The 13359-nt window shown below is 75.8% G+C and carries 10 protein-coding genes and 1 riboswitch; of the genes, 6 read left to right on the top strand and 4 right to left on the bottom strand.

Annotation, left to right across the window (positions count from 1 at the left end; genetic code table 11):
* Positions 1–603 carry a cob(I)yrinic acid a,c-diamide adenosyltransferase gene (cobO, locus tag AWQ70_RS23140; protein ID WP_067179500.1) on the top strand — a complete coding sequence of 201 codons (603 nt, stop codon included), beginning with the start codon at positions 1–3 and terminating at the stop codon, positions 601–603.
* A complete protein-coding gene (locus AWQ70_RS23135) occupies positions 597–2051 on the top strand; it encodes a cobyrinic acid a,c-diamide synthase CobB (RefSeq protein ID WP_067179499.1) in 1455 nt (484 codons plus the stop codon). The genes cobO and AWQ70_RS23135 overlap by 7 nt, the downstream gene beginning before the upstream one ends.
* Positions 2052–2066: 15 nt before the next feature.
* Here AWQ70_RS23135 and AWQ70_RS23130 read toward each other — a convergent pair whose 3' ends face one another.
* Both AWQ70_RS23130 and cobN read right to left on the bottom strand, forming a co-directional pair.
* Positions 2067–2639, bottom strand: a complete 573-nt coding sequence (locus AWQ70_RS23130; protein WP_067179497.1) for a lytic polysaccharide monooxygenase auxiliary activity family 9 protein — start codon at positions 2637–2639, stop codon at positions 2067–2069.
* Between the two features lie 183 nt (positions 2640–2822).
* Complete coding sequence (cobN, locus tag AWQ70_RS23125) at positions 2823–6452, bottom strand: cobaltochelatase subunit CobN (protein ID WP_067179633.1); 3630 nt, start codon at positions 6450–6452, stop codon at positions 2823–2825.
* Between the two features lie 63 nt (positions 6453–6515).
* Positions 6516–6639, bottom strand: a riboswitch (cobalamin riboswitch).
* A gap of 74 nt (positions 6640–6713) precedes the next feature.
* Here cobN and AWQ70_RS40615 point away from each other — a divergent pair.
* The 3 genes from AWQ70_RS40615 to AWQ70_RS23110 are packed head-to-tail and all read left to right on the top strand — an operon-like array spanning position 6714 to position 10548.
* The gene (locus AWQ70_RS40615; RefSeq protein ID WP_067179495.1) at positions 6714–8321 is read left to right on the top strand and encodes a ferredoxin-like domain-containing protein; all 1608 of its coding nucleotides are present in this window, start codon (positions 6714–6716) and stop codon (positions 8319–8321) included.
* Positions 8318–8944 (top strand): precorrin-8X methylmutase, encoded by a 627-nt coding sequence (locus AWQ70_RS23115; RefSeq protein WP_067179493.1) that lies wholly within the window; start codon positions 8318–8320, stop codon positions 8942–8944. The genes AWQ70_RS40615 and AWQ70_RS23115 overlap by 4 nt, the downstream gene beginning before the upstream one ends.
* A 5-nt stretch (positions 8945–8949) precedes the next feature.
* Positions 8950–10548: a precorrin-2 C(20)-methyltransferase gene (locus AWQ70_RS23110; protein WP_067179630.1), complete on the top strand. Its 1599-nt coding sequence runs from the start codon at positions 8950–8952 to the stop codon at positions 10546–10548.
* Here AWQ70_RS23110 and AWQ70_RS23105 read toward each other — a convergent pair.
* Positions 10536–11291: a cobalt-precorrin-6A reductase gene (locus AWQ70_RS23105; RefSeq protein WP_067179491.1), complete on the bottom strand. Its 756-nt coding sequence runs from the start codon at positions 11289–11291 to the stop codon at positions 10536–10538. The two genes, AWQ70_RS23110 and AWQ70_RS23105, sit on opposite strands and share 13 nt — an antisense overlap.
* 152 nt (positions 11292–11443) lie before the next feature.
* Here AWQ70_RS23105 and AWQ70_RS23100 point away from each other — a divergent pair, with 152 nt between their 5' ends.
* On the top strand, positions 11444–12613 hold the full coding sequence (locus AWQ70_RS23100; RefSeq protein WP_084517672.1) for a cobalt-precorrin-5B (C(1))-methyltransferase: 1170 nt from the start codon (positions 11444–11446) through the stop codon (positions 12611–12613).
* On the opposite strand, the gene cobM is transcribed toward AWQ70_RS23100, so the two are convergent.
* Positions 12586–13347 (bottom strand): precorrin-4 C(11)-methyltransferase, encoded by a 762-nt coding sequence (gene cobM, locus AWQ70_RS23095; RefSeq protein WP_174552410.1) that lies wholly within the window; start codon positions 13345–13347, stop codon positions 12586–12588. The genes AWQ70_RS23100 and cobM overlap by 28 nt on opposite strands.
* Between the last annotated feature and the right edge of the window lie 12 nt (positions 13348–13359).

Here is a 13359-nt window from a genome sequence, read left to right as displayed (position 1 = left end):
ATGCCGCAGGGCAAGCCGGCCGTCGTTCCCGACGACGGCCTGACCACACGGCAGCGCCGCACCCGGCCGCTGCTGATCGTGCACACGGGCCCCGGCAAGGGGAAGTCGACCGCCGCCTTCGGGATGGCGCTGCGGGCGTGGAACCAGGGGTGGCCGATCGGGGTGTTCCAGTTCGTCAAGTCGGCGAAGTGGCGCATCGGGGAGGAACACGCCCTGCGGGTGCTCGGCGCCTCCGGCGAGGGCGGCCCGGTGGCCTGGCACAAGATGGGCGAGGGCTGGTCGTGGATCCAGCGGCCCGGCACCGAGGAGGACCACGCCGCCGACGCCCGTGAGGGCTGGGAGCAGATCAAGCGCGACCTGGCCGCGGAGACCTACCGCTTCTACGTGCTCGACGAGTTCACCTACCCCCTCAAGTGGGGGTGGCTGGACGTCGGCGAGGTCGTCGAGACGCTGACCGGGCGGCCGGGCGTCCAGCACGTCGTGATCACCGGCAGGGACGCCGATCCGCGGCTGGTGGAGGCCGCCGACCTGGTCACCGAGATGGGCAAGGTCAGGCACCCCATGGACGCCGGGCAGAAAGGCCAGAAGGGCATCGAATGGTGATCCCGCGACTGGTGATCGCGGCGCCGTCCTCGGGCAGCGGGAAGACCACGGTCGCGACCGGCCTGATGGCGGCGCTGCGCGCCAGGGGGCTGCGGGTGTCGCCGCACAAGGTCGGGCCCGACTACATCGACCCCGGCTACCACGCGCTGGCCACCGGCAGGCCGGGACGCAACCTCGACCCGTGGCTGACCGGCGCGGACCTGGTCGCGCCGCTGTTCCTGCACGGCGCGCGCGGCGCCGACCTGGCCGTGGTCGAGGGCGTCATGGGCCTGTACGACGGGGCCGGGCTGGAGGAGTTCGCCTCCACCGCGCACGTCGCGCGGCTGATCGAGGCGCCGGTCGTCCTGGTCGTGGACGCCGCCCGGCAGGGCCGTTCGGTCGCGGCGCTGGTGCAGGGGTTCGCCTCGTTCGACACCCGGGTGCGGCTGGCCGGGGTGGTCCTCAACCGGGTCGGCTCCGAGCGGCACGAGGAGATCTGCCGGTCCGCCCTGTCGGAGAGCGGCGTCCCGGTGCTCGGCGTGGTCCCGCGCGTGGACGGCGTGGCGACCCCCTCGCGCCACCTCGGACTGATCCCGGCCGCCGAACGCCGTGCGGAGGCCGTGGCCGCCGTCGGCCGGATGGGGGAGCTGGTCGCCGCGTCCTGCGACCTGGAGGCGCTGGTCGCGCTCGCCCGTTCCGCCCCGCCGCTCGCCGCCGCCCCCTGGACACCGCCGCCGGCCGCCGAGCCCCGCGCCTCTGCGCTCGCCGAGATGTCCGCGCCCTCTCCACAGCCGCCGGGCCCCGGGGCGGCGCGGAGTGCCGCGTCCCCGCACGGGCGCCGGGCCGGGAGGGGATCGCCGCGGCCGGTCGTGGCGGTGGCGGGCGGCTCCGCCTTCACCTTCGGGTACGCCGAGCAGGCCGAGCTGCTGGCCGCCGCCGGAGCCGAGGTGGTGACGTTCGACCCGCTCCGCGACGAACGCCTCCCCGAGGGCGCGGGGGCGGTCGTCGTCGGCGGCGGCTTCCCCGAGATGTACGCGGCCGAGCTGTCGGCCAACGAACCGCTGCGCCGCGAGGTGGCCGGCTTCACCGGGCCGATCGTCGCGGAATGCGCCGGGCTGCTGTACCTGGCACGCGAGCTGGACGGCCACCCCATGTGCGGCCGGCTCCCGGTCACCGCGACGATGACCGGAAGGCTCACGCTCGGCTACCGCGACGCGGTGGCGACCGCGGACTCGGTGCTGACCCGCGAGGGGGAGCGCTATCGCGGCCACGAGTTCCACCGCACCGCCGCCGACCCCGGGCACGCGGAGCCGCCGCTGTTCCGCTGGCGGGGCGGCGCGGACGGCTTCGGCGGGCCGCGGCTGGCCGCGTCGTACCTCCACCTGCACTGGGCCGGCAGTCCCGGGCTGGCCGCCCGCCTGGTCGCCGCCTGCGCCCCGGCGCCGCCCGGGACGCCGGAACGCGGCTGACCGGAGCCGGTGCGGTCAGGTGAGGTCCAGGTCGATGACCTGGTAGAAGGCGTTGCCGGTGTCGGCGACCTCCCACACCGCGAGGAGCACGTGGTAGCCCTTGCGGTCCCGGGGCAGGCGGACGCGGTGGACGGTCGGGTTGTCCGGGATGAGGTCGTCGCTCGACCAGAACGGCTGGCCCGCGTTCTGGATCGTGGCGATGGGAGCGGGATCGAACTGCGAGCGCGCCAGCGGCTTGTTCGGATCCCAGCTACCGCTGGTGAGGAAGTAGTTCCAGCGGCGGGTCTTGTGCGGTGCGTGCATGTGCCAGGTGATCTCCAGTTCCTGGCCCGCGCGCGCCGGGTGCTTCGTCCAGTCGTCCCGCGGCTCGTCGAGCGAGGCGGCGAAGTCGAGCCCCGCGCTCGCGATCTTCCCGTCCACTGGGGGCGTGTTGTTGGCGACGTCGTCCGGGGCGTAGGGGTCGCGCAGGCCGGCCTGCATGGCCGGGAAGAACTTCCCCGCCTCCAGAGCGGCGGCCTGCCAGTCCTGGAGGTGGAAACCGGCTCTGGACTGCGGGCTGGTCACGTTGCCATGCCGTGCTGATGACATGTTTTCTCCTCGCTGGCGTGCAGAGTGTGTGTCCCCCACGTGTGTTACCCAGAGTGGTGACATAACTACCCAATGCACTCAAAGGGGAGAAAGCGGTCTCGGCTCGGGTCTATCGCCCGCCGCTAAGGAGACCGCACCAGATAGCCGGCGCGCGGCCGGCGCCCAGCGGGTCTCGGCGCCATGTCAGCGGTCCTCCAGGTCGCCTTCGATCGCCAGATACGCCGCGCGCAGCTCCTCGAGGACCTCCGGGTCCGGGTGCTCCCACATCCGGCGGTCGGCCGCCTCCAGCAGCCGCTCGGCGATCCCGTGCAGCGCCCACGGGTTCGACCGGGTCATGAACTCCCGGTTATCCGGGTCGAGCACGTACGTCTCGGCCAGCCGGTCGTACATCCAGTCGGCCACCACGCCGGTCGTCGCGTCGTACCCGAACAGGTAGTCCACGGTGGCCGCCAGCTCGAACGCGCCCTTGTAGCCGTGGCGGCGCATCGCCGCCAGCCAGTTGGGGTTGACCACCCGGGCGCGGAAGACCCGCGCGGTCTCCTCGTGCAGCGTCCTGGTGCGGACCGCGTCCGGGCGGGTGCTGTCCCCGACGTACGCGGCGGGCGCCCGCCCCGTCAGCGCCCGCACGGTCGCGATCATCCCGCCGTGGTACTGGAAATAGTCGTCGGAGTCGGCGATGTCGTGCTCGCGCGTGTCGATGTTCTTCGCCGCCACCGCGATCCGGCGGTACGCGTTCTCCATGTCCTCGCGCGCGGGCGTCCCGTCCAGGTCCCGGCCGTACGCGTAGCCGCCCCACACCGCGTACACCTCGGCCAGGTCGGCGTCGTCGCGCCAGTTCCTGCTGTCGATGAGCGGGAGGAGGCCCGCGCCGTACGCGCCGGGCCGGGAGCCGAAGATCCGCAGCGTGGCCCGCCGCTCGTCGCCGTGGACCGCGCGGTCGGCCTCCGCGTGCGCCCGCACGTAGTTGTCCCCGGCGGGCTCGTCCAGGCGCGCGACCATCCGCACGGCGTCGTCCAGCATCGTGACGACGTGCGGGAACGCGTCCCGGAAGAACCCGCTGACGCGCACGGTCACGTCGATGCGGGGACGGCCCAGCTCCGGCAGCGGGATCGGTTCGAGACCGGCGACCCGCCGGGACGCCTCGTCCCACACCGGCCGGACGCCGAGCAGCGCGAGCACCTCGGCCACGTCGTCGCCCGACGTGCGCATGGCGCTGGTGCCCCACACGGACAGGCCGACCGAGCGCGGCCACTCGCCGGTCTCGTCCCGGTACCGGTCGAGCAGCGAGTCGGCCATCGCCTGCCCGGTCTCCCAGGCCAGCCTGCTCGGCACCGCACGCGGATCGACGGAGTAGAAGTTCCGCCCGGTCGGCAGCACGTTGACCAGCCCGCGCAACGGCGAGCCGCTCGGCCCCGCCGGGACGTACCCGCCGTCGAGGGCGTGCAGCAGCGCGCCGATCTCGTCGGTGGTCCGGGCGAGCCGGGGCACGATCTCCTCCGCCGCGAACCGCAGCACCTCGCGCACCTCCGCCGTGTCCCGCCCGGCCGTGTCCCGCCCGGCCGTGCCGAGCACGGACGCGGTGACGCCGGGCACGGCCGACGGATCCCAGCCGCGCCCCTCCATGCCCTCGACGAGCGCGCGGGCGAGCGACTCGGCCTCGTCCACGCTCACCCGGGCGGCGGCGCCGTCCTCCGCCAGGCCGAGCGCCTCGCGCAGCCCCGGCAGCGCCTCCCGCCCGGCCCAGATCTGGCGGGCGCGGAGCACGGCCAGCACGAGGTCCACCCGGGCCTTCCCCTCGGGGGCGACGCCGAGCACGTGCAGGCCGTCGCGGATCTGGGCGTCCTTGACCTCGCACAACCAGCCGTCAACGTGCAGCAGGAAGTCGTCGAACTCCGTGTCGTGCGGCCGGTCGGCGATGCCCAGGTCGTGGTCGAGCCGGGCGGCCCGGATCAGCGTCCAGATCTGCGCGCGGATCGCGGGCAGCTTCGCCGGGTCCATCGCGGCGATCGAGGCGTGCTCGTCGAGGAGCTGCTCCAGGCGGGCGATGTCGCCGTACGTCTCGGCGCGGGCCATCGGCGGCACCAGGTGGTCGATCAGCACCGCGTGCGCCCGCCGCTTGGCCTGGGTGCCCTCGCCGGGGTCGTTCACCAGGAACGGATAGATCAGCGGGAGGTCGCCGAGCGCCGCGTCGGGCCCGCAGGACGCGGACATCCCCGCCGACTTGCCGGGCAGCCACTCCAGGTTGCCGTGCTTGCCGACGTGCACGATCGCGTGCGCGCCGAACTCGTCGGCCAGCCAGCGGTAGGCGGCCAGGTAGTGGTGGCTCGGCGGCATGTCCGGATCGTGGTAGATCGCGATCGGGTTCTCCCCGAAGCCGCGCGGCGGCTGGACCAGCACCACGAGGTTCCCCGCCCGCAACGCGGCCAGCACGATCTCCCCGCCGGGGTCGCGCGACCGGTCCACGAACAGCTCGCCGGGCGGCGGCCCCCAGTGGCGCTCCACGTCGCCGCGCAGGTCGTCCGGCAGCGTCTCGAACCAGGCCCGGTAGCGGCCGGCCGGGATCCGCACCGGGTTCGCCGCGAGCTGCTCCTCGGTCAGCCAGTCCTGGTCCTGGCCGCCCGCCGCGACGAGCGCGTGGATCAGCGCGTCGCCGTCCTGCTCCGCGACACCGGGGAAGCCCTCCCCGAGGTCGTACCCGGCGTCCCGCATGGCGGCGAGCAGCCGGACCACGCTCGCGGGGGTGTCCAGGCCGACCGCGTTGCCGATGCGGGAGTGCTTCGTCGGATAGGCCGAGAGCATGACCGCGACCCGCCGCCGCGCCGCGGGGACGTGCCGCAGCAGGCCGTGCCGTACGGCGATGCCGGCGACGCGGGCCGCCCGCTCCGGATCGGCGGCGTAGACGGTCAGCCCGTCGGCGTCGATCTCCTTGAACGAGAACGGCACGGTGATGATCCGGCCGTCGAACTCGGGGATCGCCACCTGCGACGCGGCGTCGAGCGGGGACAGGCCGTCGTCGTCCGCACGCCACGCGTCCCGCCCGGTCGTCAGGCACAGGCCCTGCAGGATCGGCACGTCCAGCTCGGCGAGCGCGCCGACGTCCCACGCCGCGTCGTCGCCCCCGGCCGACGCGGTCGCCGGGCGGGTGCCGCCCGCCGCGAGCACGGTGACGACCAGGGCGTCCACCCGCCGGAGGGTGTCCAGCAGCTCGGGTTCCGCGGTCCGCAGCGACCCGCAGTAGAGGGGCAGCGCCTGCCCGCCCGCGTCCTCGACCGCCCGGCACAGGGTCTCGACGAACGCGGTGTTCCCGGCGACGTGGTGGGCGCGGTAGTAGAGCACGCCGATCACCGGGCCGTCCGCGCGCCGTGCCGTACGCTCCAGCGGGCCCCAGCTCGGCAGCGGCTCGGGCGGGGCGAACCCGCGCCCGGTGAGCAGCACCGTGTCGGAGAGGAACGCGTGGAGCTGGGCCAGGTTCGCCGGGCCGCCGTGCGCGAGGTACGCGTGCGCCTCGGCGCACACCCCGCCCGGCACCGTGGACAGCTCCATCAGCTCGGCGTCGGGCGCCTGCTCGCCGCCGAGCACCACGACCGGGCGGGGGCCGGCGAGCAGCGCGTCCAGCCCGTCCTCCCAGGCCCGCCGCCCGCCGAGAAGCCGTACGACGACGAGGCGGACGCCCTCCAGCAGCGCCGGGAGGTCGTCCACGTCGAGCCTGGCCGGGTTGCCCAGCCGGTAGCCCGCGCCACTGGCCCGGGCGCTGAGCAGGTCGGTGTCGGAGGTCGACAGCAGCAGGACGTCAGCCTGCCCGCGGGACGGCACGGAGCGCACGCGAAATCCTCCCTCGGGGTCCTCGCCCCGGGTCGTGGTCGTCACGACGGCAGGAGTCTCCTGGCTCCCGGATCGACGCTCGCCCCGGCCTTCCCGTCCGTCGCCGGACCGTGGCCTTCGGTGGGGGTCGCTCCCCGGTTACAGTGGCGGGACCGCGCCGGTTTCACACCGGCTTCCTCCCTGTGCCGTCGCCTGGGATCACACTATGCCAGGCGGACATCCCCCGGGAAACAGGGCGTTAGCATCCTCTGCGTGTTCATCGGTGACCTTTCCGGACGCTCCGGACCCGACGCGTGCCCGGGAGCGCTTCAGATCCACGCCGCCGCGGACGGCGGTCTGGCGCGGATCCGGGTTCCCGGCGGCGCCGTGACCGCGCACCAGCTCCGCGTGGTCGCCGCCGCCGCCCGCGAGCTGGGGTCCGGCGTGATCGAGCTGACGTCGCGGGCGAACCTCCAGGTGCGCGGCCTGCCGCTCCCACCCGAAGCCACCCCCGGCCCCGGAGGCGCCGCCTGCGAAGGCGCCGGTCCCGGGGACGGCGGCCTGGGGGGCCGCGCGAGCTCCCGAGACGCGGCGGGGTCCGGGGACGCTGCCGGTCGCGGCGGCGCTCAGGACTTCGCGGCGCGGCTGGCCGCCGCCGGGCTGCTGCCGTCCGCCACGCATGAGCGGGCGCGCAACATCGTGGCCTCGGCGCTCGCCGGGCGGAGCCCGGACAGCGTGCTCGACGTACGCCCGCTCGCGGCGGAGCTGGACCGCGCGCTGTGCGCCCGTCCCGGGCTCGCCGCCCTGCCCGGGCGGTTCCTGTTCGCGCTCGACGACGGGTCCGGTGACGTGGCCGGTCTGGGAGCCGACGTCACGCTGCTGCCGTCGCCCCCGGAGAGCGACGCCGCCCCCGGCCACGCGGGCTCGGAGGACGCGGGGCCCGGTTTCGTGGGGCCGGGGGACGCCGGGCCGGGCGCGGGCCCGGGGCTCGCGGGTTCGGATGGCGTACGGCCGGGAGCCGCGGAGCCGGGAGCCGCGGAGCCGGGGGACGCGGAGGAGGTCGCGCTGCTGCTCGCCGGGGTCGACCACGGGCTGCGCGTACCCGCCGGCGCGGCCACGGAGGGCATGCTCGCCGTGGCGGAGGCGTTCCTGGCCGAGCGCGCCGAGCAGGGCTCGCAGGCGTGGCGGCTCTCCGAGCTGGTCGACGGGCCCGGGCGGGTCGCGGCCCGCGCCGCCCGGAGCGAACCCCGTCTGCGCCTGGCCGCAGCCCGCCCGTCCGAGCCGTCCAGGCCGTGCGACGACGCGGCCGGTGGGAGCGCGGTGGGGGTGCGCGGGCAGCGGGACGGCCGGGCCGCCCTCACCGTCCTCGCACCGCTCGGGCGGCTCACGGCGGCCCAGGTCGAGGCGCTCGCCGAGGCGGCGGACGACGGCGCAGGCGAGGTGCGGCTGACGCCGTGGCGCGCGGTCGTCGTGCCCGACCTGCCGCCGGGAGCCGCGGACGCGTGGCGGGCCGGGCTCGCGGAGAAGGGCCTGGTCACCGACCCGGCGTCCCCGTGGCTCGGCGTGACCGCCTGCGCCGGTCGCCCCGGCTGCGCGAAGTCCCTCGCGGACGTCCACGCCGACATCCGCGCCGCCCTCCCCGCCCCCCGGGCGGATGCGGACGTTCCGGGCGATGCCGTACGCTCACCGTCCGTTGGCGGCGGCCCGCTCCCCGTGCACTGGGCGGGCTGCGAGCGGCGCTGCGGGCGGCCGCGCGGCCGGGTCGTGGACGTGATCGCGACCGTGCACGGATACCGCGTCGAGGCGGACGGCGTCAGCCGTACGTTCGCCGACGCCGAGCAGACGAGCGCCGCCGTCGCGGCGACCAGAGAGGGACAGTGATCGACTACATCCGGGACGGGGCGGAGATCTACCGCCGGTCCTTCTCCACCATCCGCGCCGAGACCGACCTGAGCGGGATGCCGCCGGGCGTGGCCCGGGTCGCCGTCCGCATGATCCACGCCTGCGGCATGGTCGATCTGGTCGACGACCTGGCCTGGTCGCCGGGCGTCGTGACGGCGGCGCGCGAGGCGCTGCTCGCCGGTGCGCCCATCCTGTGCGACGCCATGATGGTCGCCTCCGGTGTGACCCGGCGCCGCCTCCCGGCGGACAACGAGGTGATCTGCACCCTCGGCGATCCCCGGGTTCCCGAGCTGGCCGAACGGCTCGGCACCACCCGCAGCGCCGCCGCGCTGGAGCTGTGGCGCGACCGGCTCGACAACGCGGTGGTCGCGATCGGCAACGCGCCGACCGCGCTGTTCCGCCTCCTGGAGATGGTCGAGGAGGGCGCGGGCCGCCCCGCCGCCGTGCTCGGCGTCCCCGTCGGCTTCATCGGCGCCGCCGAGTCCAAGGCGGCCCTGGCCGAGCACCCGTCCGGCCTGGAGCACCTCGTGGTGCGCGGGCGCAGGGGCGGCAGCGCCATGGCGGCGGCCGCCGTCAACGCGATCGCGAGCGAGGAGGAGTGAACGGCATGAGCGGACAGCCCGGTCGCCTGTACGGGGTGGGCCTCGGCCCCGGAGACCCGGAACTCGTGACGGTGAAGGCGGCGCGGCTTCTCGGCGCCGCCGACGTGATCGCCTACCACAGCGCCAGGCACGGGCGCAGCATCGCCAGGTCGGTGGCCCTGCCGTACCTGCGGGGCGACCAGATCGAGGAAGCGCTGATCTATCCGGTCACGACCGAGACCACCGACCACCCCGGGGGCTACCAGGGCGCGCTGGACGACTTCTACGTCGAATGCGCCGCCCGCCTGGCCGCGCACCTGGACGCGGGCCGGGACGTGGTCGTGCTGTGCGAGGGCGACCCGCTCTTCTACGGCTCCTACATGCACATGCACAAGCGGCTCGCCCATCGCTACGCGACCGAGGTGGTGCCGGGGGTGACCTCCGTCAGCGGGGCGGCGGCCGTGCTGGGCCGCCCGCTGGTCGAACGGGACGAGACGCTGACGGTGCTGCCGGGCACCCTCCCGGCCGGCGTCCTGGCCGAACGGCTCGCCGCCGCCGACTCCGCCGCCGTGCTGAAGCTCGGCCGCACCTTCGAGAAGGTCCGTACGGCTCTCGCCGAGGCGGGGCGGCTCGACGACGCCTGGTACGTCGAACGGGCCACCACCGAGAAGCAGCGCGTCGAGCCGCTGGCCGACGTGGACCCGGCCACCGTCCCGTACTTCTCGCTCGCGCTGCTGCCGAGCCCGCTCGGCGCTCCGGTGACGCGGACCGGCGGGCCGGCGCGGGGATCGGGCGAACGCGACGCGGCGGCGAGCGCCGGAGGAACCGGCCCCGGCGTGGAACCGGTCGCGGCCGCCCACCCCGGCACCGACCACGCGGGCGTCGGCGAGGTGGTGGTGGTCGGGCTCGGCCCGGCGGGGCGGCCGTGGCTGACCCCCGAGGCGCAGGAGGCCCTCGCCGCCGCCGACGAGCTGGTCGGCTACGGCCCCTACCTGGACCGGGTGCCGTCCAACCCGCGCCAGCGCCGCCACCCCACCGACAACCGGGTCGAGGCCGAGCGCGCCGCGCACGCGCTGGAGCTGGCCGCCGCCGGATCGCGGGTGGCCGTGGTCTCCTCGGGCGACCCCGGCGTGTTCGCCATGGCGAGCGCGGTGCTGGAGGCGGCGGCCGAGCCCAGGTTCGCCGGCGTCGCCGTACGCGTGCTGCCCGGACTCACCGCCGCCCAGGCGGTGGCGAGCCGGGCCGGCGCGCCGCTCGGCCACGACTACTGCGTGTTGTCGCTGTCGGACCTGCTCAAACCGTGGGAGGTCGTCGCCGGACGGATCACCGCCGTGGCCAGGGCCGACCTCGTGCTCGCCATCTACAACCCGGCGTCGCGCAGCCGGACGTGGCAGGTGGCCGCCGCGCGCGACCTGCTGCTCGAACACCGCGCCCCCGACACCCCGGTCGTCATCGGCCGGGACGTCGGCGGCCCGCGCGAGAGCGTCCGCGTCGTCGAGCTGGGCGCCCTCGACCCGGCGGAGATCGACATGCGTTGCCTGCTGATCGTGGGCTCGTCCACGACGAGGGTCGCCGAGCGGGACGGGCGGCCCGTCGTCTACACGCCGCGCCGCTATCCGGCGTGAGCTCCCACCCAGGCCACGGCCGCCTCGACGGTGTCCACGAGCGGGACGCCGCCGGGCGGTGGCGGCCGCCGTACGACGACCACGGGAAGCCCCAGCTCGCGGGCGGCGGCCAGCTTGGCCGTGGTCATCTCGCCGCCGCTGTCCTTGGTGACCAGCACGTCGATCCGGTGCTCGCGCATCAGCGCCAGCTCGCCCGGCACCGTGTACGGCCCGCGCGACAACACCACGTGCGTGCGCCGGGGCATCGGCGGCTCGGGCGGGTCCACCGACCTGGCCAGGAACCACAGGCCGTCCAGCCCGGCGAAGACGGCCAGGCTGCGGCGGCCGGTGGTGAGGAACACCCGACCGCCCTCGCCCGCCAGGCCGGGCAGCAGCGCGGCGGCCTCCTCCAGCCCGGCCGCCCAGCGCCAGTCGTCGTCCGGCCGCTGCCGCCAACCGGGACGTCGCAGCACCAGCAGCGGCACCCCCGTCTCGGCCGACGCCGTGACGGCGGAGGCGGTCATCCGCCGGGCGAAGGGGTGCGTGGCGTCCACGACGGCGTCGACGCGGTGCTCCCGCAACCAGGCGGCCAGGCCCTCCGGCCCGCCGAAACCGCCCTCGCGCACCTCGCCGACCGGGAGCCGGGGGTCGGCCACCCTGCCCGCCAGCGACGACACCACATGCAGTCCCGGACGCCCGGCCAGCCGCTCGGCGAGCCCCCTGGCCTCCGCGGTGCCGCCCAGGATCAGGAGCCGCCTCGTCATGCCTCCACCTCCGTCATCCCTTCCCGATCGGCGATGCTCCCCGGGGCGACGGTTCGCTCCGGGACGATGACCCCTTTCGGGGGCGCCGGCCCGCCGGCCGCGGTCGTCCGCCCCGCCTCCGACGTCCCCTTCACCTCACCGAGGCCGATGCCATGAGCACGCCACTGCGCCACGGATGGACCACCGGCGCCTGCGCCACGGCCGCGACGACCGCCGCCTACACCGCGCTGCTCACCGGCGCCTTCCCCGACCCGGTGGAGATCGTCCTGCCGAAGGGGCGGCGCCCCGCGTTCGCCCTGGCCCGCGAACGGCTCGGCGACGCCGAGGCGACCGCCGCGGTGGTCAAGGACGCGGGCGACGACCCCGACGTCACCCACGGGGCGCTCATCTCCGCGACCGTACGGCACGGCGCCCCCGGCAGCGGCGTGACCTTCCGCGCCGGGCCCGGCGTCGGCACCGTGACCAAGCCGGGGCTGCCGCTCGACGTCGGCGAGCCCGCCATCAACCCGGTGCCCCGGCGGATGATGCGCGAGCACGTCGCCGAGGTGGCCGCGCGCTTCGGCGGGACCGGCGACGTGCTCGTGGAGATCTCCGTCGAAGGAGGCGAGGAGCTCGCCCGCCGCACCTGGAACCCCCGGCTCGGCATCCTGGGCGGCCTGTCCATCCTGGGCACGACCGGCGTCGTCGTCCCCTACTCGTGTTCGGCCTGGATCGACAGCATCCGGCGCGGCGTGGACGTCGCCCGCGCGGCCGGCCGCACACACGTGGCGGGCTGCACCGGGAGCACCTCCGAGCGGGTGGCCGCCGAGCTGCACGGCCTGCCCGAGGACGCGCTGCTCGACATGGGCGACTTCGCCGGAGCCGTCCTGAAATACCTGCGCCGCCATCCGGTGCCGCGGCTCACCGTGGCCGGCGGCATCGGGAAACTGTCCAAGCTCGCCGACGGGCACCTCGACCTGCACTCCGGCCGCTCCCAGGTCAACCCCGACCTGCTCGCCGGGCTCGTGCTCGGCGCGGGCGGCGACCAGGCCCTCGCCGAGCGGGTACGCGCGGCGAACACGGCGCTGCACGCGTTGCGGCTGTGCCAGGAGGCCGGCCTCCCGCTCGGCGACCTGGTCGCGGAGCGGGCGCTGCGCACCGCGCTCGGCGTGCTGCGCGGCGCGCCGGTCGAGGTGGACGTCGTGGTCATCGACAGATCCGGCGTGATCGTCGGCCGCGCCGGCCCCGAGGGCGGCCCGGGCGTACGCATCGCCGGAGAGCGGGCGAGCCGGGCCGGCGACGAGGGCGGCGCCGGTCACTCGCGGCATCGGTCCGCCGAGTAGAGGTGGCTGTCGGGGAACGCCGACGCGGTCAGCACCCGCCCCACCACGATCACGGCGGTGCGCACCACCCCGGCCTCGCGGACCCGCTCCGCGATGTCGGCCAGCGTGCCGCGCAGGATCATCTCGTCGTCCCTGCTCGCCCGGGCCACCACCGCGACCGGGCAGCCCGCGCCGTAGGCGGGGAGCAGCTCCTCGACCACCGCCTCGATCCGCTGTACGGCCAGGTGCAGCACCATGGTCGCCCGGCTCGCGCCCAGCGTGGCCAGGTCCTCACCCTCCGGCATCGGCGTCGCGCGCGCCGCCGTACGGGTGAGGACGATCGACTGGCCCACGCCGGGCACCGTGAGCTCCCGCTTGAGCGCGGCGGCGGCCGCCGCGAAGGCCGGGACCCCGGGCACCACCTCGTACGGCACGCCGAGCGCGTCCAGTCTCCGCATCTGCTCCGCCATCGCGCTGAACACCGACGGGTCGCCCGAGTGCAGCCGGGCGACGTCCAGCCCGGCGGAGTGCGCGGCCGCCATCTCGGCGACGATCTCGTCCAGCGTGAGCCGGGACGTGTCCACCAGCCGAGCTCCCGGAGGGCAGTCCTCCAGCAGCTCCCGGGGCACCAGCGACCCGGCGTACAGGCACACCGGGGAGGCGGCGAGCACACGCAGGCCGCGCACGGTGATGAGGTCGGCCGCGCCCGGCCCCGCCCCGATGAAGCGCACCACGCCCGTCCGCGTGTCCGTCACGATCGTTCCTCC

The sequence above is a fragment of the Microtetraspora niveoalba genome (assembly GCF_001570405.1).
In the GTDB taxonomy this organism is placed as follows: Bacteria; Actinomycetota; Actinomycetes; order Streptosporangiales; family Streptosporangiaceae; genus Microtetraspora; species Microtetraspora niveoalba.
Note: the sequence above shows the minus strand (reverse complement) of the source record. Positions and strands in the feature narration are given on the sequence as shown.